The following is a 23,887-nucleotide window of genomic DNA, read 5'->3' on the forward strand; positions in this document are numbered from 1 at the left end:
TTCCGCAGCCTGTTTTTTATCAGGTTATGCCTATTCCTGCGCAGCCCGCAGCAGACTGTCGCCTTCCAGCCGGTAACGGATCCACTCGTTTTGCGGCGCGGCGCCCAGACTGTCGTAGAAATCGATAGCAGGCTGGTTCCAGTCCAGCACGCTCCACTCCAGCCTTCCGCAACCGCGTTCAACCGCCAGACGAGCGATGTATTTCAACAGCGCCTTACCGGCTCCCTGACCGCGATAATGCGGCGACACGTACAGATCTTCCAGATAAATGCCGTTGCGTCCCAGCCAGGTGGAGTAACTGGTGAAGAACACCGCAAACCCGATCGGCTCGCCGTTCCATTCGCAAATCAGCGCTTCGGTGGACGAACCTTCGCCGAACAGCGTTTGCTCGATTTCCTGCTGGTTGGTCTTCACCTCGTGCAGCGCTTTCTCATACTCAGCCAGTTCACGAATAAAATTCAGGATGGTGGCGGAATCCTGCCGCGCCGCCCAACGGATATGTAAGGTCATAAGGAGATCTCGGTGATTGATTCGTCAGGCTGCCAGCTTAATCGCCAGGTTATAATGCATGAAGTGCAATATTATCAATTCATGGTGAAGATTATGCATCCTCAGTTACGGCGCCTCGACCTCAATCTGTTGCTGGTTTTTGACGCCATCTTCCGGCATCAGTCGGTCACCCGCGCCGCCACTGAGCTTGCCATGAGTAACTCGGCGTTAAGCCATGCCCTGAGCCGGCTACGCAAGACGCTGAATGACGAACTGTTTTACCGTTCCGGTCAGGAAATGCGGCCGACGGTCTTCGCGCAAAAGCTAGCTGCCACTATTGGCGACGGGCTGCGTTTGCTGGAACAGGGATTCAGCCTGCGCCCCGGTTTTGACCCTGCCAGCAGCCATGAATCCTTTACTTTTTCGGTCACCGACTATACGGCGTTTTGCGTTTTTCCAGCATTAACCGCCGCGATCCAGTCGCGGGCGCCCCACCTGCAATTTCAGTTGATTCACAGCGATCAGAAAGTCGCCTTTGAGGAACTGCTGGCCGGCCGCGTCGATTTCGCCCTCGGTTTTACCGAATTCGCTGACCACATGCATGAAGACATTCATGACATTGACTGGATGGAGGATGATTACGTGGCGATCACGGCAACCCAGTGTAGAGACAATCTGACGCCGCTATCGCTGGAAGAGTACCTGAACGCCCGTCATCTGGTGATTACGCCCTGGAATGAAATGCGCGGCGCTATCGACTACGAGCTGGATAAACTGGGCAAACAGCGCACCATCGCGCTGCGGATGCCGTCGTTGCTGGCTGCGCCCGCTATTATCGGGCAAAGCAACCTGCTGATGACGCTACCGCGCTTTGCCGCCAGCCACCTTGCCGCGCTCACCGACTGCGCACTCCATGAGCTACCGTTCCCGGTGCCGCCTTACCGCGTCAAAATCTATTACCACCAGCGTCATCAGCGGCGAGCGGCCGATCGCTGGCTGGCGGCGCAGATTCAGCAACTGGCGCCGCTTTCCCGGCCAGCCGCGTCGGCGTAATTTGCAGGTAACGTGCGCGCCACCAGAAGGGTAACGCGAATATCAGGACTCTTCGTCCAGATGCGAGGCCTGTCGGCTGCACACCAGCCATACGCCGGCAATAATCAGCGCGATCGCCAGCAGTTTGCCGGTGCTGAAGGTATCGGGAAAAATCGGCAGCGCCACCGCCAGCCCCCACACCAGCACGTAACTGAGGCTCAGCAGTGGGTAGGCCCGGCTTAACGGCAGAAAACGCAGGGCGTTAAACCAGCTCAGCATTGAGAAAGCATACGCCGCCAGCCCCACCAGTACCGCGGCAGCGGCGACCGGCAACACCAGCATGGCGAACATAAACGGCAGCGGTTCCGTCAACGAGGGCAGTTGGGACATCCCCCATTTCATCGACAATTGTGCTGCGCTGACCAGCAACACACTCAGCAGCGCCCATCCATAGCCTTTCACGCGATCCCTCCCATCAAGATTACACCGACAACAATCAGCACAATACCCACCGACTGACGCAGACTAATGGCCTCCCGCCACAGCCAACGCGCCGCCAGCGCCACCAGAATAAAATTCAGGCTCAGCATCGGATACGCCACGCTCACCGCCACCCGCTGCAACACCGCCAGCCATAGCACCATCGCCAGCCCAAGCAACAACAGGCTTATTCCCATCCACAACAGAATATGGGCGCGATGAGAACGGCCGCCGCTCTGCCAACTGGCGGCCTGTTTCTGGCTAAGCTGACCGGCGCAGGTCAACAGACTGACCAGCAGAATCAGCAGGTAATTGGTCATTGCTGACGATACCACAATAAAGCGACTCGCCCTCGCCGGTCAGTGTAATCCGCCGGCGGTACGCCGGTGATCGGATCAGTCGCCGAAGAGAATATCAGCACCAGCGAGACATTGCCTTCACGGCGATGCGCCGCCAGCCAGTCGGCAAACTCGCTGGCGGGCACCATGCGACTGGCGCTGTCCGGGTACGACAAACCGTACTCCAGTTCACCCTGATTATCGTACATCAGAATATCGCCGCGTTTTTGTTCCCAGCCAACCGCGGAGGCCATACCAACGCTGTTCGCCAGAATGTAACGGCTCTGCGACAGGCGGGACTCAACCTCGCTCGTGCGCAGGAACCACTGCGGATGCTTGCTCTCCATCACCCGCTGCGGAATCGCCATGCCAATCAACAGGGCGATGCCCAGCGGGCAGACCGCGGCCCAGTACCAGCGAGTCGCCGAATGACGCAACGTCCACCATCCGACCAGTCCCCAGAACAGGAACGCCACGACGCCCAGCGCCACTTTGGCGGTTTCCTGCGGCTGATAGAGCGGGCGATGCGACAGTCCCCACGGCGCCAGCACCAACACCACGATCAGCGCGCACAACAGGCCAAACACCAGGTTGATCCAGCCGTTGAGAGTCAGCAAGCGCGGACTCAGCAAGGTAGTGGCGCGTCTGGCCATCAGGATCGCCAGCGGCGCGAAACAGGGCAGAATATAAGTCGGCAACTTGCCTTTGGCGATGCTGAAAAACAGGAACGGCATCACCACCCAGCCCAGCAGGTAGAACGCACCGCTCTCCTGACGCCGCTCACGCCAGCCCTGCAACAGCGACGACGGCAGCAACGCCAGCCACGGCAACACCCCGGCGATCAACACCGGCAGGTAGTACCAGAACGGCGCTTTGTGCTGAGCATTCGCGGAGTCGGCGAAGCGCTGAATATGTTCGACCCAGAAGAAATAGTGCCAGAAGTCCGGCTCCTGGCGCGCTATCGCCAGCGCCCACGGCAGCGACACCGCCACCGCGCTGACAATCGCCAGCGGGCCGTACAGCAGCACCTCTTTCCAGCGCCGCTCCAGCGTGACCCACGGCAGCACCGCAATTACCGGCACCGCCAGCGCCAGAAAGCCCTTGGTCATGAAGCCCATGCCGCACACCACGCCCAGCAGCAGATAACCGCCGATTTTACTGCTGCGGGTGGTGGCCTGCGCCGCGCCCCAGAAGCTGCACATCGCCGCCGCCAGCCACAGGGTGATGATGGGGTCGAGCACCGCATAGGTGCCGATACCGTACACCAGCAAGCAACTCAGATAGATGGCCGCCGCCAGCAGCGAAGTACGCCGTTGTTGCCACAACCGCTGCGTCAACCAGTAAATCAGCGCCGCCGTCAGCAAAATGGAGAACACCGCGCCGGCACGCACGCCGGCGTTATTGTCGCCCAGCAGCCACTGGCCGATGTTATTCACCCAGTAGCCGGCGATCGGTTTTTCAAAATAGCGAATCCCCAGAAAATGCGGGGCAATCCAGTTGCCGCCCGCCAGCATTTCCCGGCTGATTTCCGCGTAGCGGGTTTCGTCCGGTTGCCATAACAGTCGGCCATTGAGGGGAATAAAATAGTAGAGTAGCAACAACACCAGCCACAGCGTTGTCTGACGTGCGTATTTCATCAGGCCGCCTCCACGGTCTGCTGACATCCCAACCAGCCATCGCGTCCGGCGAGGGAACCCCGCACCACGCGACCGACCGGCAATGTATCCGGATCGTCCGGCAGCAATTCGCTCAGCGGACAAAAGCGAATGCCTTCCTGCTCCGCCAGCGCCAGCAGTTCGCCGAACTGATCGCTCATCACTATGCCTTCCACTTCGGCATGAATGGTATAGACCGGCGTACCCTGATCCTGATGGATTTTATCCAAAATATAACGGTTGAAGTCGGCGGCGCTGGTTTCCCGGCCGACCGCTTCATCCCAGGTGGGCAGCGTGACCGGAATCTGTACCGTACCGGTGCTGCCGTCGTTAAGCAGCGGGCGGAACGGCGCGGTGCCGCGGCAGTCGCTGTTGTAGCGAAAGCCAAACTGCTGTTTGGCTTCCACCGCGGTTTGATCCGCGCGCCAGCCGGCCACCGCCGAGCACATTACCGGCTCGCCGGTAATCGATTGCAACGCCTCGTAAGCCAGCCGGATCTGCTGTTCCATTTTGGCCTGATCCCACACCCCGGCCCAGGTTTGCCAGGCGAAGTGATCCCAGGCGTGCAGCCCGACTTCGTGCTGCCGGGACGCCGCGCGGATCGGCTCCGGCAAACCGCGGCCGATCACCCTGCCCGGCCAGGCAGTGCCCGCCAGCAGGATGTCCCAGCCATACAGCGATGCTGCGCGCGAGCGCAGCATCTTCCACAAAAACACCGGTCGAATCAGGCGCCACAAATGGCGCCCCATGTTGTCGGGCCCGACGCTGAAGAAAAAGCTGGCCCGGACGCCATAGACGTCCAGCAACTCCAGCAGGCGGGGCACCCCCACCCGCGTGCCGCGCCAGGTATCAACGTCGATCCGTAACCCTACTTTTCTCATTCGCTGTCCTGACTGAATCGACCGGTTTCAACGGTCTGGAGGAAGAAGTCCAGCGTTTCCGCCACGGTTTTTTCCATCTCGATGGTCGGCTGCCAGTGCAACAGGCGTTTGGCGTTGCGGATGCTGGGCTTGCGGTGCTCCACATCCTGATAGCCTTTGCCGTAGTAGCTGCTGCTTTCCACTTCGCGGAAACCGGCGAACGGCGGGAACTGATTACGCAGCGGATGCTTCTCAAAGCTCTCCAGCAGCTGTTCCGCCAGTTGGCGAATGCTGGCTTCGTTGTCCGGGTTGCCGATGTTGATGATCTGGCCGTCGCACACGCCGTCTTTATTCTCGATGATGCGGAACAGCGCTTCGATACCGTCTTTGATATCGGTAAAGCAACGTTTCTGACGACCGCCGTCAACCAGCTTGATCGGCGACCCTTCCACCAGGTTCAAAATCAACTGGGTGATGGCGCGGGAGCTGCCGATGCGCGCGGCGTTCAGGTTATCCAGACGCGGCCCCATCCAGTTGAACGGACGGAACAGGGTGAAACGCAGCCCTTCTTTTTCGCCGTAAGCCCAGATCACGCGGTCCAGCAGCTGTTTGGACACCGAGTAAATCCAGCGCTGTTTGTTGATCGGCCCGACGATCAGGTTGGAGTTGTCTTCGTCGAACACCGGGTCGGTACACATGCCGTACACCTCGGAGGTGGACGGGAAAATGATGCGTTTTTTGTACTTCACGCAATCGCGGATGGTTTTCAGGTTTTCTTCGAAATCCAGCTCGAATACGCGCAGCGGGTTACGGGTGTACTCGATCGGGGTGGCGATCGCCACCAGCGGCAGCACCACGTCGCATTTCTTGATGTGGTACTCGATCCACTCGGAGTGAATGCTGATGTCCCCTTCCACGAAGTGGAAGCGCGGGTTGCCGAGGAAACGTTCGATAGCATCGGAACTGATGTCCAGACCGAACACCTCGTAGTTGTCTTCCTGCAGCAGGCGCTCGGTCAGGTGGTTGCCGATAAAACCGTTCACCCCGAGGATCAGCACGCGGGTGCGGCGTTTGACGTTTACCACCGGCGTGTTGTTGAGGATGGCGCCCGTCACCAGACCCAGGCTCTGGGCCAGTTGCGCACCCTGCAGATAAATACCGTTGTCGCCCTGACCGGTGACGATTTCCAACGCGTCACCGCCGCAGGCAACCACCAGCGGCGAGGTGCTCAGCACGGTGCCCGGTCTGGCGGCGGCGAAATCAGTACGCACCTTCGCTTGCCAGATAATGAACTTCGTCGTGCCGACGAAGCTGAACGCGCCCGGCCACGGTTCGGTCACCGCACGCACCAGGTTATACAGGGTACGCGCCGGCTTCTGCCATTCAATACGCCCGTCTTCCGGGGTACGACGACCCACGTAAGTGGCCTGGCTTTCATCCTGCGGAATATCATTCGCTTTACCAGCGGCGATGGCGGGCAGGTTGTCTTTCAGCAACAGCTCGGCGACATCACGCAGCTTGCGGTGCAGGCTCAGCGCGGTATCGCTCTCGTCGATCGCCACACGCTGCTGCGCCACGATATTGCCGGCATCGGCGCGCGCCACCATACGGTGCAGGGTCACGCCGGTTTCGGCTTCGCCGTTGACCAGCGCCCAGTTCAGCGGCGCCCGGCCGCGATAGCGCGGCAGCAGCGAACCGTGCAGGTTGTAGGCGCCGTGCGCCGCGCTCTGCAAAATGGCGTCGCTCAGCAGGTGACGGTAGTAGAAGGAAAAAATGACGTCCGGCGACATGGCGGCGATGCGTTCCACCCACAGCGGGTGGTTAACGTCTTCCGGCGCGAATACCGGGATGCCCAGCTCCGCTGCAGTGCGGGCTACCGATCCAAAGAACTGATTTTCCGCCGGGTTATCCGCGTGGGTAAACACCGCTTCCACGGTATAACCAGCTGCCACCAACGCGCGGAGTCCCACGCAACCGAAATCATGATAGGCAAAAACAACAGCTTTCATTCTTCATTGTCCTGTTCAGAAAATCGTGGATCATTGCCAACAATACGTTGAATAAAATAACGGGGACGGGCGCGGACATCGTTGTAGATTCGTCCGATATATTCCCCCAATAGCCCCATACCGACGAACTGGGCGCCGATAAAAGAGAACAACACGGCGAACAGCGTAAACACCCCGTCCGCCGCCCAGGCCGCGCCGAAAAACAGACGCAGCAGGATCAGCAACAGCGCCAGCGTGAAACCGGAGAGCGCAATCACGCTGCCCACCACGCTCAGCAAACGCAGCGGCGTAGTGGTCAGGCAGGTCACCAGGTCATACATCAGGTTAATAAGCTTCATGAAGCTGTATTTGGAATCGCCAAACTCGCGCTCGGAGTGGCGCACCATAATTTCGGTGGTGCGGCGGGCAAACGTATTGGCGAGGATCGGGATAAAGGTGCTGCGCTCATGGCAATGCAACATGGCGTCGATGATATGGCGGCGATAGGCGCGCAGCATACAGCCGTAATCGTTCATGGCCTTGCCAGTGGTGCGCTGAATCAGGTGGTTGATCATGCGCGACGCGGTTTTACGAAACAGGCTGTCCTGACGATTTTCGCGGATGGTGCCCACTACGTCATACCCCTGATCCGCCGTGTCCACCAGCCGGGAAATTTCTTCCGGCGGGTTTTGCAAGTCGGCATCCAACGTGATGACAAGATCGCCGGACACATGACTGAACCCGGCCATGATCGCCGAATGCTGCCCGTAGTTGCGGTTGAGAATCACCGCTACCACATGGCTGCCCGGCGCCTGCGCCGCCTCGGTCAGCAACGCGGCCGAGTCGTCGCTGCTGCCGTCGTCCACCAGCAGAATTTCATAATCACGGTTCATTTGATCACAGGCGGCGGTGGTGCGACGAATCAATTCCGGCAGGCTCTCCTGCTCGTTGAAAACCGGAATCACCACCGAGACTTTATTGATTGCTTCCATGTCTGACATCAGCGTTTCCCCGCCAGTTCAGTTAACGCATCCACCACCCTGTCCACATCCTCGTCGCGCATATCCGGGAACAGCGGCAGAGAACAGATTCGGGCCGAGTTCCAGTCGGTGTTCGGCAGGTGCAGGTTGGTGAAACGTTCACGATAGTATTTCTGGGTATGGGCGGCGCGGAAATGCAGACCGGTGCCGATGTTGCGTTCTTTTAACGCCTGCATCAGCCCGTCGCGATCGATGCCGCAACGCGCTTCATCCACCCGGATGATAAACAGGTGCCAGGCGTGCTGGTGCGGCCATGACGGCAGCGTCAGCGGCTGGAACGGCAAAGCAGCCAGTTTTTGCAGATAACGCTGCGCCAGCGCTTCGCGGCGCGCATTATTGGCGGCCAGCTTTTCCAGTTGCACCAGCGCAATGGCGGCGCTGATATCCGGCAGGTTGTACTTGAAGCCCGGCGAAACCACTTCCGCCTGCGGCGCGCGCCCCTGCACCATGCGATCGAACGCGTCTACCGCCAGACCGTGGAATTTCAAACTGCGAATGCGGTTGGCCAGCTCGTCGTCGTCCGTCACCACCAGACCGCCTTCAGCACAGGTCATGTTTTTGATGGCGTGGAAGGAGAAAATCGCCGTGCCCTCGCCGCCGACGTGACGACCGCGGTAGTAGGTGCCAGCGGCGTGAGCGGCATCCTCAATCACCGGAATGCCGTGACGGCGGCCGATGTCACGAATAGCGTCGATATCTGCCGGCGCGCCGGCGTAGTGAACCGGAATAATGGCTTTGGTGCGGGGAGTAATGGCCGCTTCAATCGCTTCCGGCGTCACCATCAGGTTATCGCGGTCCACATCCACCATCACTGGCTCAGCGCCCAGCAGCACAATCATGTTCAGGGTGGAAACCCAGGTGAGCGACGGCGTGATCACTTCATCGCCTGCGCCGATCCCCAGCGCCATCAGGGTGACGTGCATCCCGCCGGTCGCAGAGCTGACCGCAATGGCGTGTTTCGCGCCCGTCAGTACGGCAAACTGTTGCTCCAGTTCATGATTTTTGGGACCAGTGGTAATCCATCCGGAACGAAGAACCTGCCCGACCGCGGCAAGTTCTTCCTCACCTAACGCGGGGCGTGAGAAAGGTAGAAAATCAGCCATGTAAAAATTCACTCTCAGGTTAAATCGATGATTATTGGTGTGGCGAGATAAATCTTCATACCCGTCATCCTTCAAGTCGCAGGTGCGTTGGCTTCATTACGCAGCCCATGAATGGGCCTCGCCCGGCGGGACCGCGGCAAACCGCGCTCAACTCCGCTCCCGGCAGCGTTGCCACTCGCACCAGTCACTTACTTATGTAAGCTCCTGAAGATTCACCCGGTTGCCGCCTTGCTGCAACTCGAATTATTTGGGGTATATACACTCTGGTAACATCGCCGTCCCGCCATCGGAATCGGATCTGGGGATAAATACGTCAGGGAAAACCGCTCCTTAGTCCTTGCGAAGGATAAGTAGAAAAGCAATTAATGACAGTAATATGACCATCAATAATGTTGTTCATCTGACCTTGGCAGATGAGCATAACGAAGATTTCTTAGTTGAATATTAAGATGCTTCTTTTTAGCTGATGTTCAATCCGTGAGAAGAGTAGCAAGCTATGTTTAAACCCATCATCAATAAAATGGTGTTCAACCGCAAACATTCATCCATCCTCAACCGTATATAAACGCACGAAAAATAAGATTTTTTTCGTGACAGAAATCACACTGACATCAAAACAAAAAAAGAATTACGATTTCTTGCAATGTTATTAAAAACTATCAATACGGAAATAAATCTTATTCATAAAAATTACTTATCTTGCTATGAAATAGTGCGCGGATATAACAGCGCTTTCTCGCCCATCGCTGGCTCGCCGTCCATCCCGCTTTTCTCTCATATTCTTTAATTATCATCAACAAAGCATAGTAAGGTTTTCTGATATGGCAACAGAGTTGTCGGCCATTTGGGGTACATAACAGCGGAAGTGATGAGCACCCACTTTCCCGTTGCAATACCATGAGGTTTAAGGGTGATGTTATAACTTATAAATACGGGATAAACGTTATTGGCATGTCGTCGATTAATTCCATATATGAGAAATCAGTATCGCTTTACGCTCCTTCTTTTCAGGCTATTTTTGTCTTTTTTGATAACTGCATGAAAAATTTTGGTTATTTTTACCCCACATTATCTGTTCTATATCAAGATTCATGCCGACCCGAGTCGCTAGGATAAACCCCAATAACTGAGGGGATCGTTATTTTTTCTCCTGACGAGACAGGTACCAGGCCCCTTCCAGAATCACTTTCTAAGAGCCTATCCCAATTGTTTTCAGGCTATTTTTGTCTTTTTTGATAGCTCGGATGACAACATTTTGGTTATTTTTACCGGACATTATTTGTTCTGTCTCAAGGTTCGTGCGGAGCCGAGTCGCTCGGATCGTACCCGTATTACGTGAGGGTTTCGTTCATTTTTTGGTCCTGACTGGCCAGTGTACTAGGCTTCTTGGAGAATCAGTTTCTAAGAGTGACCCGCTCAGGTTGGTTTCGTCACCTTTCGCCTGCCCGGCAGGCAGTTCCGACGCAACGCAGCCAGCAATCACAGCAGACATCCCGCATTGATTAAGTGAGCGCACACTTACTTAATTTGATGAAGGCACGCCTGAAAATGACCGGCGGGTCATACGCACACCCAATGCTGTACATGTCGGGAGAGGATATGAATCAGTTTGTTATCGCAAATGCGAAGGATTGTATCGGCTGTAATGCCTGCGAGATTGCCTGTGTGATTTCCCATAATCACGGGCGTTATCCGGAAAACAGGGACGACTTTCACCCCCGGATCAGGGTGTTTCATCAGGGAGAACAGCATACCGCGGTGACCTGCCGCCATTGTGAAGACTCCCCCTGCGCGAAAGTGTGCCCCACGCAGGCGCTGATCAGAAAGCAGGATGGCATTCAACTGGTCGCTGAAAAGTGTATCGGCTGTAAAACCTGCGTGCTGGCGTGCCCGTTCGGCGCCATTACTGTCGAGACCCAGCCACAGGGCGCCACCGCCCATAAATGCGACCTCTGCATTGGTCGTCCGCAAGGACAGGCCTGTGTGGAAGCCTGCCCTACTCAGGCGCTTCATCTGGTAAGTGAACGCTCACTTGAAGAACAGCGCCGCACGAAGCAACTGCGGATGGCGCAAACCGCCATTCCCGGCACGCCGCGCGCGGTTCCTACCTTTACCGAGATAGCGTGTAGCCCGCTGGACAAGCGTAAAAACTGGCCGCGCCGGGATGCGGTAAAAAAACCGCTGGAAGAACGGGTAAGCACGTTTAACGAGATTTATCACGGCTTCAACGCCGAACAAACCCTCGATCAGGCCAGCCGTTGCCTGCACTGCGGCCAGCACGCCGTCTGCGAATGGACCTGCCCGCTGCACAATAATATTCCCGAGCTGCTGCAACTGGTGCAGAAAGGGCGCATTCTCGACGCCGTCGAACTGTCGCACCGCACCAGCAGCCTGCCGGAAATTTGCGGCCGGGTCTGCCCACAGGATCGGTTATGCGAAGGCGCCTGCACGCTGGGTAGAGGTTACGGCGCCGTAACCGTGGGCAACATTGAGCGCTATATCACCGATACCGCGATGAGCATGGGCTGGCAGCCCGACCTGAGCCGGGTCAAACCCACCGGCAAGCGGGCGGCCATCATCGGCGCCGGACCGGCCGGGCTGGCCTGCGCCGATGTGCTGGCGCGGCACGGCGTACAGGCGGTGGTGTTTGACAGGCATCCTGAAATCGGCGGGCTGCTGACATTCGGCATTCCGGCCTTCAAGCTGGACAAGTCAGTGCTGACCCGGCGCCGGGAAATATTCAGCGCCATGGGGATCGAGTTCCGGCTTAATACCGAAGTGGGAACCGATATCGCTATGACGCAGTTGCTGGCGGAGTTTGACACCGTATTCCTCGGCGTCGGCACCTACCGTTCGATGAAAGCCGGGCTGGAAAATGAAGACGCTCCCGGCGTGTACGACGCGCTGCCGTTCCTGATCGCCAATACCAAACGGGTAATGGGATTACCTGAATTGCCCGACGAACCTTACGTGTCGATGCAGGGTAAGCGGGTGCTGGTGCTGGGCGGCGGCGATACCGCTATGGACTGCCTGCGTACCTCGATTCGTCAGGGCGCCGCGTCGGTCACCTGCGCCTATCGTCGTGATGAAGCCAACATGCCGGGCTCGCGTAAGGAAGTGAAAAACTCCCGTGAAGAAGGCGTGGAATTTCTGTTCAACGTTCAGCCGCTCAAGATCTGCCTGAATGATGACGGGGAAGTGTGCGGGATCAGCCTAATACGAACCGAAATGGGTGAACCGGACGCCAGCGGCCGCCGCCGGCCGAAACCGGTGCCCGGCTCCGAGTTCGTTCAGCCAGCGGACGCAGTGATCACCGCGTTCGGTTTCCAGACGCACAGCATGCCGTGGCTGCAGGACGCCCATATCGAGCAGGATCGCTGGGGCCACATTACGACCACGCAATCCGGTAACCGACACCCCTGCCAGACCAACCATCCTCAGGTATTCGCCGGTGGGGATGTGGTGCGCGGCGCCGATCTGGTGGTCACCGCCATCGCCGATGGCCGCAAGGCCGCACAAGGCATGCTGCGGGTGATGGGGCTGGAGAGTCAGGATATGTCGCTACCGGTCGACACGGTGGTTCAGCAGGAGAATCGACCATGAATCAGTTTGTGATTGCGGACGCCGCCAAATGCATTGGTTGCCGCACCTGTGAAATCGCCTGTGCCGTCGCCCACGCGGGCGGGAACCAACAAAAATTGCATAAATCGCATTTTTTTCCGCGCCTTAAAGTAATTAAAAATGCTAACGTGAGCACGCCCGTGCTGTGCCATCAGTGTGAAAACGCACCGTGCGCCAGCGTCTGCCCGCACGATGCGCTGGTGCAGCATCAAGACAGCATTCAGGTCATCTCGTCGCGGTGTATTGGCTGCAAAAGTTGCGTCATCGCCTGCCCGTTCGGCGCCATCAATGTGGTGTCGCGGTCAGCCGATGACGAGACGCCTGCCCCATCGCTATCAGGCAGTGAAGTCCATAAATGCGATCTTTGCATCGGCGTCGCCGACAGCCCGTCCTGTGTGCGCGTGTGCCCAACGTCGGCGCTGACGCTGGTAACGACGCAGGCGCTGGCCGAACGGGTTCTTGAAAAACAGCAACGTTCCGCATGGCATCACGCGGATATCCATTTGCGCTGATGCCTTTTTGCCCGTGATGCCAGGATGCGTTCACGGGCAAGCGGCGCAGGCCGTGTCGCCGCGCCCTATTGACATGATGTGATGTAAGCCCGATTTTGGTTTCAAATAAAATAAAATCAGTTTTAATAAAATGTGCTTTTTGACGTATTCTGCTCGGACATAGATAATTATCGCCGATTTATCCGCCAGTTTCTCTTTGGCACAGATATTTGTCTGACCATTTGCGTCGGAAATGAACTTCACAGAGCAGTCATTCTACTAAAAATTATCAGGTTTTTTTCGTTGGCATCATGGAGTGAATATGACCTGTCATTTCGTCAGGTGGGCAAGCACGGAAGCGTTACCCGATCTGCAGCGGTTATCGGATGACCTGATTTCATCCACGCACAGCTTTTCAGTGAAGCGCCGCGAGCGCTATCTGAAAAGCCGCGCGCTGCTGGCAGAGATGATGTTTTATTTCTTCGGTTATCCGGTTCTTCCGCCACTAATGGTTTCGCCGAATGGCAGACCTTGTTTTGTTGATCCGCATCTGCCTGATTTCAGCCTCGGCTACGCAGGAAACACCATCGCAATCCTGCTCAGCGAGGAAGGGAAAGTGGGCATGGACGTGGAAATTGTCCGCGTCTGGAGTCGTGAAACGCCGTCGCATCTGCAAACGCAGACCCACGCGGAAAAAGCCTGGATCGACGCCCAGCTTGATCCGCTGGAAGCCGCCACCCAGTTATGCACTATTCGTCAGTCGGTACTGAAAATTCCCGGTTTCAATACCGGCGGTCCGGAATCGCTGAAATTGCATCCGGCCTCAGGTCGCCTGCGGTCGCGGCATATTCCGGATGTGGAAGTGATCAGTGATATTGATGACTATCTGGCCTGGGCCTGCGCCCATACGCCTCGCCTCGACCGGTTGGTGATGTGGAACTACACCTCGGCCTACGGCATGCGGAAATCCGGCGAAATCGTCCAGCAGCAGCGTCAGTCGCGGCGCTATATCAAACTGAGCAGCCACGCGACGGAAAACGCCCCGCCGCAGTACGCGATGTAGCCGGCAGGAGAACGGAAAAGGACGCCAACAAGCGAGCCGGGGCAATCCCGGCTCGCCAGTGATTAATGGGCGTCGATAAACACGATTTTCAGCAGGAACAGCACCGCCACGGCGATGACGCACGGGCTGATGTCGCGCCAGCGGCCGGTCGCGGCTTTCATTACCGCATAGGAAATGAAGCCCAACGCGATACCTTCGGTAATCGAGAAGGTGAACGGCATCATCACGGCGGTCACGAACGCCGGTACGGATTCGGTCAGGTCATCCCAGTTAACGCGCGCCAGGCTGGCGGTCATCAGCACGCCGACATAAATCAGCGCGCCCGCCGCCGCATACGCCGGCACCATGCCCGCCAGCGGAGACAGGAACATTACCAGCAGGAACAGAATCCCCACGACCACCGCCGTCAAACCGGTACGACCGCCGATGGATACGCCGGAAGAACTTTCGATATAGGCGGTCACGGATGACGTGCCGATGAACGAACCGGCCACCGAGCTGATGCTATCCACATACAGCGCCTGCTTCATCTGCGGGAATTTGCCGCGGGCATCCACCAGACCGGCCTTGTCGGTCACGCCAATCAGGGTGCCGGAGGAGTCAAACAGGTTCACCAGCATGAAAGAGAAAATCACCCCGGACAGGCCCAGATTCAGCGACCCGGCCAGATCCACCTGACCGACCACATTGCTGACGCTCGGCGGCATGGAGAACACGCCGGAGAATTTCACATCGCCCAGCAGGGCGCCCAGCAGCGTGGTCACCGCGATGGAAATCAGCACCGCCGCATGGATGTTGCGGGACGCCAGCACCACGATAATGAAAAAGCCCAGCGCGCCCAGCAGCACGCTATGCGAGGTCAGCTTGCCGACCGACACCAGCGTTTCCGGATTCGGCACGATAATCCCGGCGTTTTTCAGCCCGATCATGGCAATAAACAGGCCGATGCCGCTGGCGATGCCCAGTCGCAAACTGAGCGGAATATTGGCGATCATCCAGTAGCGAACCTGGAATATCGTCAACAGCAGGAAACCCACCGATCCCCAGAAGATTGCGCCCATCGCCACCTGCCACGGCAGGCCCATAGTGCCGACCACGACAAAGGCGAAAAAGGCGTTCAGGCCCATCGCCGGCGCCAGCGCCACCGGCAGGTTAGCCAGCAGACCCATGAAAATACTACCAAAGGCGGCGATCAGACAGGTGGTGACAAACACCGCTTTGGTGTCCATCCCGGCGGCGCCCAGAATCTGCGGGTTGACGAAAACGATATACACCATCGTCAGGAAGGTAGTGAACCCGGCAATGGTTTCGGTACGAGCGGTGGTGCCGTGCTGCTTCAGTTTGAACACGCGATCCAGCAGCCCCTGCTCAGCAGCGGAACCAGACTGAGATTTATCCATGATAAATGACCCAAAGAGAAGAAAGGAAAGATAATCGCCCGGTATCCTATACCAAAATGCGGAGCAGTTAACGCGCCGACGGGCTTTTTTTTCCCGACGATAACAATTTTCTATATCTCCAGCCTGTTCGCAGCGGTTTCGCCTCACTTCCCGACGGGAAAACGTTTGTCCGCTACAGAGATAAGCGTCAGCAAATCCCGTATTTCCACAAACATCGCATTATCCTGTCAGTCAGGTAAAGTGGGGATTTTCGTCCTTCAACAAGGAATGCCCATGTCCCGGATTGAATGCGTATTTTTCGACTGCGACGGCACGCTGGTGGACAGCGAAGTCATTTGCTGCCAGGCCTACATCAATATCTTTATTCCTTACGGCGTGCAGCTGCCGCTGGATGAAGTGATCAAAACCTTCAAAGGCATGAAGCTCTACGACATCATCGATCGCATCAGCGAGCGTTTCGGCCTGACGGTTTCAACGGAGCAGATGGAACGCCATTTTCGTCAGGAAGTAGCGCGGCTGTTCGACCTCTCGTTGCAGCCGATTGCGGGAGTGCGGGACGTATTGGCGGCGTTACAAACGCCCACCGCGGTGGTGTCCAACGGACCGGTCAGCAAAATGCAGCATTCGCTGGGGCTGACCGGCCTGCTGCCGTTCTTTGGCGAGCACCTGTACAGCGGCTACGACATCGGCAAATGGAAACCGGACCCGGCGTTGCTGCATCACGCCGCGCAGCAGATGGGGGTGACGGTGGAAAACTGCATTCTGGTGGAAGATTCGGTCTCCGGCACGCAGGCCGGCATTGCCGCCGGCATACCGGTGTTCTACTACTGCGCCGACGAACATAACGCGCCGATCCATCACCCGTTGGTGACGATGTTCCACGACATGGCGCAGTTACCGGCGCTGTGGCAGGCACGCGGCTGGGCGCTGACCACCGCCTGACGGCTCAGGCGGATTCATGCAACAGCGACTCCGGCGAGCTTGCCGGTTTTCGTCTGCCGAATAGCCGGCGCCGGACGGGTTTCGGCCCGGCACGAAAACGCCTGCTGACGCCCTGCGCCAGCAGGTCCAGCAACAGGCAAAAGATAAAATAGACCAGCGCGATAAACAGGAACACTTCGGTCGGGTAGACCATACTGCGGTTGTTGACCTGCGTCGCCAGAAAAGTCAGTTCGCCAACGCCGACAATGTAAGCCAGCGAGGTGTCTTTAATCAGGGAGATCCACTGGTTGATGAACGACGGCACCATCATGCGCAGCGCCTGCGGCAACACGATGTGCCACAGCGTCTGCCAACGCCCCAGCCCCAGCGACATCCCCGCCTGCCACTGGCCGCGGCCTATCGCTACGATGCCGGCTTTCACGCCGTGCGCCAGATAAGCGGAGGCGATTAGCGCCAGCGCGCACACCACGGTGGTGATTTCGGGGATATCGACGCCAAACAGCATCGGCAGCAGGAAGTAGGTCCAGAAAATCAGCATGATCACCGGAATCGCGCGGAAAAAGCCCAGCACCATCGCCAGCAGTCCGCCAGCCCAGCCGCGACACATCGCCAGCGCCACCCCCAGCCCGGTGCCCAACACCGCCGATGCGATCCCGGCCATCAAACTAAGCGCCAGCGTCAGCGCCGCGCCGCCCAGCGGACCGTCCGGAAAGGTGCCCCACATCAGGTAGCTAAAATTGTCGCGGATGATCGCAAAATCCATCTCAGTGCTCCTTTAGCGGTTGCCGGTGCTGGCGCCACTGCCCCCAGCCTTCCAGCAGGGCGATCACCACGATATAAAATACCGTCGCCACCCCGAACGCCTGAAACGTGCGCAGGGTTTCGGTTTCCACCTGGCGGGAAGCATAAGACAGCTCCGCCACGCCGATCGCCATCGTCAACGATGAGTTTTTAATCACGTTCATGTACTGGCCGAGCAACGGCGGCAGCGCGATGCGCAGCGCCTGCGGCAATACGACATAGCGCATCGCCTGCCAGCCGGTCAGCCCCAGCGCGCAGGCGGCGTATTTCTGGCCGTGCGCCACGCCGGCGATGCCGGCGCGAATCTCTTCAGCGATAAAGGCGGCGGAATAGAGCGTCAGGCCAAACAACCCGGCCAGAAACTCAAACGACGGTCCGTTTAGCCCGAGCAGCGGAATCACGTGCGGGCTGTTAAGCCACTGCATCAGCCCGGCGGGCAGCAACTGCGCCGCGCCGAAGTACCAGAAGAACAACTGCACCAACAGCGGGGTGTTGCGAAACAGGGAGCAATAGGCGATCGCCAGCCAGCGCAGCAGCGGCGCACGGCTATCGCGGCCGGCCGCCAGCACCAGCCCCAGCGTGGTCGCCAACACCACGGTGGCGGCGGCTATACCGAGCGTGACCTGAAAGCCTTGCCACAGCCATTGCAGATACTGCGGCGCCAGCAGCCAGTCGGCCAGCCATTGTCGGATAGATTCATCAGTCATCATAAACAAGAAGGCCCCCGGGATGGGTCCGGGGGCAAATCACAACCATCAAGTAAGAAACTACGGTAACAACTATCGGATGGAGAATACTGTCGCAGCGTACTCAAGCTTTGGGTTGCTGATCCAGCGGCGCGATGTTGAAATCGCCGCGCGGCTGGGCAGACGGCGTTTCCGGCCCAAACCAGCGGTTATAAATCTTCACCGCCTCGCCCTGTTTTTCCAGATTCAGCAGGATGTCGTTCACTTTTTGCGTCAGACGATCCTCGCCTTTCGGAATACCAATGCCCTGATACTCTTTGGTGATGCTGAACGGAGAAATTTCAAAGTCGGCTTTCTGCGCCGCCGGCAGGTTGCCCAACAGCCCGACCAGCTTGGCGTCGTCCTGCGTGATGGCCTGCACGTTGCCGTTACGCAGCGCGGTGAACGCCAGCGGGGTATCGTCGTAGGAGATCACTTTGGCGGTCGGGTAGTGTTCCCGCAGGGTGATTTCCTGCACGGTGCCCTTGTCGGCGCCGATACGCAGATTTTTGATATCGTCCGGCGTTTTCAGCACGCCTTTGCGGGCGATGAACTTCTGGCCGGTGGCGAAATAGGGCACGCTAAAATTGACCTGTTTGGCGCGCTCGTCGGTAATGGTGAAGTTGGCTGAAATCAGATCCACTTTTTTCGAGCTCAGTAGCGGAATGCGGTTGGCCGGGTTGGTGGCGCGCAGTTCTACTTTGACGCCCAGCGCCTTGCCGATGGCCTCCGCTACGTCCACATCGTAGCCCACCAACTTTTTGCTTTGCGGATCGACATAACCAAACGGCGGATTGCTGTCGAACACCGCCACTTTCACCACGCCCGCTTTCTGGATGTCATCCAGCTTGTCGGCCTGCGCGTTGCCAGAGAGAGAAACCAGTCCTGCCAGAAGTGTTAATGCAAAAAGAGAATGCTTCATTTTTATCCGCCCATCAGCTGTCGTTTATAAATGGTTTTTATAACCTATTGTTAATTCGCTAAATGCAGGCTAACAGCGGCTCTAGCGCACCGGAAATAACATAAACTCCCATAATATGAACTTATGTTATATCCGGTTGGCGGCAACCACGGCTGACAGGGCGGCGATGCAGTGATACAGATGCGGCGTTACCAATGACAACGCCCCGCACAGGCGGGGCGTTGAGAGTATCGTCGGTAGCAAACCAGACTTATTCCGGCTTTTCGGCGTCTTTCTGCGCCAGCATTTTTTCCAGCGCGTCGCCGCCCAGATGACGGAAGTCCTGGCCTTTGACGAAGTAGAAAATAAACTCGCAGATGTTCTGGCAACGGTCACCGATACGTTCGATGGAGCGGGCGCAGAACAGCGCGGTCAGCACGCTGGGAATGGTGCGGGAGTCTTCCATCATGTGGGTCATCAACTGACGCACAATGCCTTCGTACTCTTTATCCACCTTCTTGTCTTCCATGTAGATGCGCTTGGCTTCATCCAGATCCATACGGGCGAACGCGTCCAGTACATCGTGCAGCATCTGTACCGTGTGGTTGCCCAGCGACTCCAGGCTAACCAGCAACGGCTGATGCTGATGGGAGAATTTCTCCAGCGCGGTGCGGCAGATTTTGTCCGCCACATCGCCGATACGCTCCAGCTCGGAAATGGTCTTGATGATCGCCATCACCAGACGCAGGTCGCTGGCGGTAGGCTGGCGTTTGGCGATGATGCGCACGCACGCCTCGTCAATGCTCACTTCCATCATGTTTACTTTGGCGTCGCCTTCGATCACGCGCTGCGCCAGTTCCGCGTCCTGGTTATGCATGGCGGTGATGGCGTCGGTCAGTTGCTGTTCCACCAGCCCGCCCATGGTCATCACCTGGGTGCGGATGCTTTCCAGCTCGGCATTAAACTGACCGGAAATATGTTTGTTCAGATTGAGGTTTTCCATGATACTCCCGTAATCAACCGTAACGACCGGTGATGTAATCTTCGGTCTGTTTCTGCCGTGGCGCGGTAAACAGGGTATCGGTATCGCTGAACTCAATCAGCTCGCCCAGATACATAAACGCCGTATGGTCGGAACAACGCGCCGCCTGTTGCATGTTATGCGTCACGATCACCACGGTATAGTCTTTCTTCAGTTCGGAAATCAGCTCTTCGATACGGCCGGTGGAAATCGGGTCCAGCGCCGAGCAGGGTTCGTCCAGCAGCAGCACGTCCGGACGAATGGCGATACCGCGGGCAATGCACAAACGCTGCTGCTGACCGCCGGACAGGCTGTAACCGCTCTGGTGCAGCTTGTCCTTGGTTTCCTGCCACAGCGCCGCCTTGGTCAGCGCCCACTGTACGCGCTCGTCCATCTCCGCACGCGACAGTTTCTCGAACAGGCGCACGCCGAAAGCGATGTTGTCGTAAATCGACATCGGAAACGGCGTCGGCTTCTGGAACACCATGCCCACTTTGGCGCGCAGCAGCGCGATATCCTGGTTATCGGTCAGGATATTGTTGCCATCCAGCAGGATATCGCCTTCGGCGCGTTGCTCCGGATAGAGCTGATACATTTTATTCAGGGTACGCAGCAAGGTGGACTTGCCGCACCCTGACGGACCGATAAACGCCGTCACCTGGTTTTTGGCGATATCCAGCGTGATGTTTTTCAGCGCATGAAATTTTCCGTAATAGAAGTTCAGGTTGCGCACCTGGATTTTGCTGGCGGATGTCTCTGTGACCATACTCATCAAGACTTCTCTCTTCTGGCGAATCTGGCGAACGCCGCCTGCGCGACGCCCGGATATTCATTAATATTGCTGGTAATTTTTTTAATGTTGCTGACTAATGCGTCTTCTTGGCAAACAGCACGCGCGCCACAATGTTCAGCAACAGCACGCAGAGGGTGATCAGCAGTACCCCTGCCCACGCCAGCCCCTGCCACTCTTTGAACGGACTCATGGCGAACTTGAAGATGGTGACCGGCAGGTTGGCGATCGGATGCATCAGATCCGTGCTCCAGAACTGGTTCGATAGCGAGGTAAACAGCAGCGGCGCCGTCTCCCCGGCGATACGCGCCACCGCCAGCAACACCCCGGTGATGATGCCGGAAACCGACGCCTTCAGGGTGATGGCCGAAATCATCTTCCATTTCGGCGTACCCAGCGCGTAGGCCGCTTCACGCAGGCTGTCCGGCACCAGTTTCAGCATGTTCTCGGTGGTGCGAATCACGATCGGCACCTGCAACAGCGCCAGCGCAATTACCCCCGCCCAGCCGGAAAAGTGCTCCATTTTAGCCACCACCAGCGTGTAAACGAACAGCCCCACCACAATCGACGGCGCCGACAGCAGAATGTCGTTAATAAAGCGAATCACTTCGGCGATCAGCGACTTGCGGCCGTACTCCGCCAGATAGACGCCGGCCAGGATCCCCAGCGGCGTGCCAAACAGCGTCGCCCACAGGATCAGCAGGCCGCTGCCGACGATAGCATTAGCCAGACCACCGCCCGCCGTATTGGGCGGCGGCGTCATTTCGGTAAACAGCGACAGCGACATGCCGTCGATGCCCTTGGTCACGGTGGACATCAGAATCCACACCAGCCAGAACAGACCGAACGCCATCGTCAGCATCGACATACACAGCGCGATGCGGTTTTTCTGACGGCGCCAGGCCTGCATCTTGCGACGGGTTTCCAGCGAGTCAGAACGGTTTTCAATGCCAATGCTCGCCATCAGCGCGCTCCTTCGTTTTTAGCCAGACGCATGATCATCAGCTTCGAACAGGCCAGCACGATAAAGGTAATCACGAACAGGATCAGGCCCAGCTCCATCAGCGCCGCGGTATGCAGCCCGGTGTCGGCTTCGGCGAATTCGTTAGCCAGCGCGGAGGTGATGCTGTTGCCCGGCATATAGAGCGAGACGCTGTCGAGCTGGTAGGTGTTGCCGATGATGAACGTCACCGCCATCGTCTCGCCCAACGCACGTCCCAGCCCCAGCATGACGCCGCCAATCACCCCGTTTTTGGTGAACGGCAGCACGATGTGCCAGATAACTTCCCAGGTGGTGCAGCCGATGCCGTAAGCCGATTCTTTCATCATCACCGGCGTCTGTTCGAACACATCGCGCATTACCGCTGCGATGTAGGGGATGATCATGATGGCCAGAATCACCCCGGCCGCCAGAATGCCGATACCGAACGCCGGCCCGGAGAACAGGGTGCCGACCAGCGGGATGCTGGAAAGCACATTACCCACCGGTTGTTGGAAATACCTGGCGAACAGCGGGGCGAACACAAACAACCCCCACATGCCGTAAACGATACTCGGGATCGCGGCCAGCAGTTCAATCGCCACGCCCAGCGGACGTTTCAGCCAGCTCGGCGCCAGTTCCGTCAGGAACAGCGCGATACCAAAACTAATCGGAATGGCGATGATCAGCGCGATCAGCGAGGTCACGATGGTGCCGTAAATCGGTACCAGCGCGCCGAATTGCCCGGCGGGCGCATCCCACTCTTTGGTCCACAGGAAGGAGAAACCAAACGTTTTGATACTCGGCCAGGAGGCGAAAATCAGGGAAACGATAATTCCGCCCAGCAACAGCAACGTCAATAGGGCCGCCAGTCTGACCAGCGCCCCGAAGAGAATGTCGCCCTGTTTTCCCGGAGGTGTAATGGTTGGCTTGTGTTCAGCCATACGTCTCTCTTCTTTCAGATAACTGCGTTTTTCAGATAACTACGTCTTTAATCAGGTCATTGGGGGAACCCCAATGAATGTCAGAGGTGGATACCCCGTTTCCGGTTTATCCACCTCTCGGTACTCACACAACCGATCCTGCTAACCGCAATCAGTACAGCGCTTTACCGCTGCTGTCTTTGATCTGGGTTTTCCATGCTGCGCGCACCTGAGCAATCACTTCTTTCGGCAGGGTAGAATAATCCAGCGCTTTGGCCTGATCGCCGCCTTTGGTGTAAGCCCAGTCAAAGAACTTCAGCACTTCTTTGCCCTGCTCAGGCTTGCTCTGTTCTTTGTGAATCAGAATGAAGGTGGTAGAGGTGATCGGCCATACATCGGCGCCTTTCTGGTTGGTCAGGTCCTGTGCGAAGGACTTGCTCCAGTCAATGCCTTTAGCGGCGTTGCTGAAAGACCCTTCAGTCGGGCTGACTGCTTTGCCGTCGGCAGAAACCAGCTTGGTGTAAACCAGGTTATTCTGCTTGGCGTATGCGTATTCAACGTAACCGATCGACCCCGGCAGACGCTGAACGAACGCCGCGATGCCGTCGTTGCCTTTACCGCCCAGACCAGTCGGCCAGTTTACGGTGTTGCCCGCGCCAATCTTCTCTTTCCACTCGCTGTTCACTTTAGCCAGGTAGCTGGTGAACACGTAGGAGGTGCCGGAACCGTCGGCACGACGCACCACAGCGATGTCCTGATCCGGCAGTTTCACGCCCGGGTTCAGTTTGACGATGGCTTCGTCGTTCCATTTCTTGATTTTGCCCAGGTAGATGTCACCCAGCGTTTTGCCGTCCAGCGTCAGCTCGCCGGCTTTCACGCCCGGCACGTTGACAGCCAGTACGATACCGCCAATCACGGTCGGGAACTGGAACAGACCGTCCTGAGCCAGTTTGTCATCCGTCAGCGGCGCATCAGACGCACCAAAATCCACGGTCTTGGCGGTAATCTGTTTCACGCCGCCCGAAGAACCGATGCCCTGATAGTTAACTTTGTTGCCGGTTTCTTTTTCGTAAGAATCAGCCCACTTTGCATAAACCGGAGCGGGGAATGTCGCACCTGCACCAGTGAGGTTTGCCGCGGCAAAAGCAGAAACCGCCGTCAGAGAAAAACTTGCAGCAACGATACTGGCAACAGTGGTACGCATGAGTTTCATAATCCCTCCTGTGGGATACTTAGACGTGTAGA

The 23,887-nt window shown here is 57.5% G+C and carries 23 protein-coding genes; 5 read left to right on the forward strand and 18 right to left on the reverse strand.

Going from position 1 to position 23,887, the window contains the following annotated elements:
• Positions 1-30: 30 nt before the first annotated feature.
• Positions 31-510 (reverse strand): GNAT family N-acetyltransferase, encoded by a 480-nt coding sequence (locus tag DXX3274_RS22010; RefSeq protein WP_042861738.1) that lies wholly within the window; start codon positions 508-510, stop codon positions 31-33.
• A gap of 81 nt (positions 511-591) precedes the next feature.
• Between DXX3274_RS22010 and DXX3274_RS22015 the strand changes: the two genes are divergently transcribed.
• Positions 592-1,542 (forward strand): LysR family transcriptional regulator, encoded by a 951-nt coding sequence (locus tag DXX3274_RS22015; protein ID WP_042862283.1) that lies wholly within the window; start codon positions 592-594, stop codon positions 1,540-1,542.
• A 42-nt stretch (positions 1,543-1,584) separates the two neighbouring features.
• Here the strand turns inward: DXX3274_RS22015 and arnF are convergent, their stop codons facing one another.
• The 7 genes from arnF to arnB are packed head-to-tail and all read right to left on the reverse strand — an operon-like array spanning position 1,585 to position 8,985.
• Positions 1,585-1,983, reverse strand: coding sequence for a 4-amino-4-deoxy-L-arabinose-phosphoundecaprenol flippase subunit ArnF (gene arnF / locus DXX3274_RS22020; protein WP_038663947.1), 399 nt, complete (start codon positions 1,981-1,983; stop codon positions 1,585-1,587).
• Entirely contained in the window at positions 1,980-2,321 is a 342-nt protein-coding gene (arnE, locus tag DXX3274_RS22025; RefSeq protein ID WP_038663951.1) for a 4-amino-4-deoxy-L-arabinose-phosphoundecaprenol flippase subunit ArnE, read from the reverse strand. Before arnE ends, arnF begins: the two co-directional genes overlap by 4 nt.
• Entirely contained in the window at positions 2,318-3,976 is a 1,659-nt protein-coding gene (gene arnT / locus DXX3274_RS22030; protein ID WP_042861740.1) for a lipid IV(A) 4-amino-4-deoxy-L-arabinosyltransferase, read from the reverse strand. Before arnT ends, arnE begins: the two co-directional genes overlap by 4 nt.
• Complete coding sequence (arnD, locus tag DXX3274_RS22035; RefSeq protein ID WP_042861741.1) at positions 3,976-4,875, reverse strand: 4-deoxy-4-formamido-L-arabinose-phosphoundecaprenol deformylase; 900 nt, start codon at positions 4,873-4,875, stop codon at positions 3,976-3,978. Before arnD ends, arnT begins: the two co-directional genes overlap by 1 nt.
• Entirely contained in the window at positions 4,872-6,863 is a 1,992-nt protein-coding gene (gene arnA, locus DXX3274_RS22040) for a bifunctional UDP-4-amino-4-deoxy-L-arabinose formyltransferase/UDP-glucuronic acid oxidase ArnA (RefSeq protein ID WP_042861742.1), read from the reverse strand. Before arnA ends, arnD begins: the two co-directional genes overlap by 4 nt.
• Entirely contained in the window at positions 6,860-7,843 is a 984-nt protein-coding gene (gene arnC, locus DXX3274_RS22045; protein WP_042861743.1) for an undecaprenyl-phosphate 4-deoxy-4-formamido-L-arabinose transferase, read from the reverse strand. Before arnC ends, arnA begins: the two co-directional genes overlap by 4 nt.
• Positions 7,843-8,985, reverse strand: a complete 1,143-nt coding sequence (gene arnB / locus DXX3274_RS22050) for a UDP-4-amino-4-deoxy-L-arabinose aminotransferase (protein WP_038663965.1) — start codon at positions 8,983-8,985, stop codon at positions 7,843-7,845. Before arnB ends, arnC begins: the two co-directional genes overlap by 1 nt.
• Before the next feature lie 1,599 nt (positions 8,986-10,584).
• Here arnB and aegA point away from each other — a divergent pair.
• Both aegA and DXX3274_RS22060 read left to right on the forward strand, forming a co-directional pair.
• Positions 10,585-12,588, forward strand: coding sequence for a formate-dependent uric acid utilization protein AegA (gene aegA, locus DXX3274_RS22055; RefSeq protein ID WP_042862284.1), 2,004 nt, complete (start codon positions 10,585-10,587; stop codon positions 12,586-12,588).
• Positions 12,585-13,118 (forward strand): 4Fe-4S dicluster domain-containing protein, encoded by a 534-nt coding sequence (locus DXX3274_RS22060; RefSeq protein WP_038920722.1) that lies wholly within the window; start codon positions 12,585-12,587, stop codon positions 13,116-13,118. Before aegA ends, DXX3274_RS22060 begins: the two co-directional genes overlap by 4 nt.
• 30 nt (positions 13,119-13,148) lie before the next feature.
• On the opposite strand, the gene DXX3274_RS23870 is transcribed toward DXX3274_RS22060, so the two are convergent.
• Positions 13,149-13,361: a hypothetical protein gene (locus DXX3274_RS23870; protein WP_127350766.1), complete on the reverse strand. Its 213-nt coding sequence runs from the start codon at positions 13,359-13,361 to the stop codon at positions 13,149-13,151.
• A gap of 58 nt (positions 13,362-13,419) precedes the next feature.
• Between DXX3274_RS23870 and DXX3274_RS22065 the strand changes: the two genes are divergently transcribed.
• Positions 13,420-14,160 carry a 4'-phosphopantetheinyl transferase superfamily protein gene (locus DXX3274_RS22065; RefSeq protein ID WP_038663974.1) on the forward strand — a complete coding sequence of 247 codons (741 nt, stop codon included), beginning with the start codon at positions 13,420-13,422 and terminating at the stop codon, positions 14,158-14,160.
• A 62-nt stretch (positions 14,161-14,222) separates the two neighbouring features.
• Here the strand turns inward: DXX3274_RS22065 and DXX3274_RS22070 are convergent, their stop codons facing one another.
• Entirely contained in the window at positions 14,223-15,560 is a 1,338-nt protein-coding gene (locus DXX3274_RS22070; RefSeq protein WP_042861745.1) for an NCS2 family permease, read from the reverse strand.
• Positions 15,561-15,833: 273 nt separating this feature from the next.
• On the opposite strand from DXX3274_RS22070, the gene yieH reads away from it, so the two are divergent.
• Positions 15,834-16,502 carry a 6-phosphogluconate phosphatase gene (gene yieH / locus DXX3274_RS22075; RefSeq protein WP_042861746.1) on the forward strand — a complete coding sequence of 223 codons (669 nt, stop codon included), beginning with the start codon at positions 15,834-15,836 and terminating at the stop codon, positions 16,500-16,502.
• A gap of 4 nt (positions 16,503-16,506) precedes the next feature.
• On the opposite strand, the gene DXX3274_RS22080 is transcribed toward yieH, so the two are convergent.
• The 8 genes from DXX3274_RS22080 to pstS form a co-directional block, all read right to left on the reverse strand.
• Positions 16,507-17,265, reverse strand: coding sequence for an amino acid ABC transporter permease (locus DXX3274_RS22080; RefSeq protein ID WP_042861748.1), 759 nt, complete (start codon positions 17,263-17,265; stop codon positions 16,507-16,509).
• Position 17,266: 1 nt separating this feature from the next.
• A complete protein-coding gene (locus tag DXX3274_RS22085; RefSeq protein WP_042862285.1) occupies positions 17,267-18,010 on the reverse strand; it encodes an ABC transporter permease subunit in 744 nt (247 codons plus the stop codon).
• 103 nt (positions 18,011-18,113) lie between these two features.
• Positions 18,114-18,950 carry an ABC transporter substrate-binding protein gene (locus DXX3274_RS22090; protein WP_042861749.1) on the reverse strand — a complete coding sequence of 279 codons (837 nt, stop codon included), beginning with the start codon at positions 18,948-18,950 and terminating at the stop codon, positions 18,114-18,116.
• A gap of 250 nt (positions 18,951-19,200) precedes the next feature.
• A complete protein-coding gene (phoU, locus tag DXX3274_RS22095) occupies positions 19,201-19,932 on the reverse strand; it encodes a phosphate signaling complex protein PhoU (protein WP_033568181.1) in 732 nt (243 codons plus the stop codon).
• A 13-nt stretch (positions 19,933-19,945) separates the two neighbouring features.
• Entirely contained in the window at positions 19,946-20,722 is a 777-nt protein-coding gene (gene pstB, locus DXX3274_RS22100) for a phosphate ABC transporter ATP-binding protein PstB (protein WP_042861750.1), read from the reverse strand.
• Positions 20,723-20,816: 94 nt separating this feature from the next.
• Positions 20,817-21,704 (reverse strand): phosphate ABC transporter permease PstA, encoded by an 888-nt coding sequence (gene pstA / locus DXX3274_RS22105; protein WP_038663989.1) that lies wholly within the window; start codon positions 21,702-21,704, stop codon positions 20,817-20,819.
• Positions 21,704-22,663, reverse strand: coding sequence for a phosphate ABC transporter permease PstC (pstC, locus tag DXX3274_RS22110; protein WP_038920727.1), 960 nt, complete (start codon positions 22,661-22,663; stop codon positions 21,704-21,706). Before pstC ends, pstA begins: the two co-directional genes overlap by 1 nt.
• Before the next feature lie 151 nt (positions 22,664-22,814).
• A complete protein-coding gene (gene pstS, locus DXX3274_RS22115; RefSeq protein ID WP_042861752.1) occupies positions 22,815-23,855 on the reverse strand; it encodes a phosphate ABC transporter substrate-binding protein PstS in 1,041 nt (346 codons plus the stop codon).
• Positions 23,856-23,887 lie beyond the last annotated feature (32 nt).

This window comes from Dickeya sp. NCPPB 3274, assembly GCF_000406205.1.
GTDB lineage: Bacteria > Pseudomonadota > Gammaproteobacteria > Enterobacterales > Enterobacteriaceae > Dickeya > Dickeya fangzhongdai.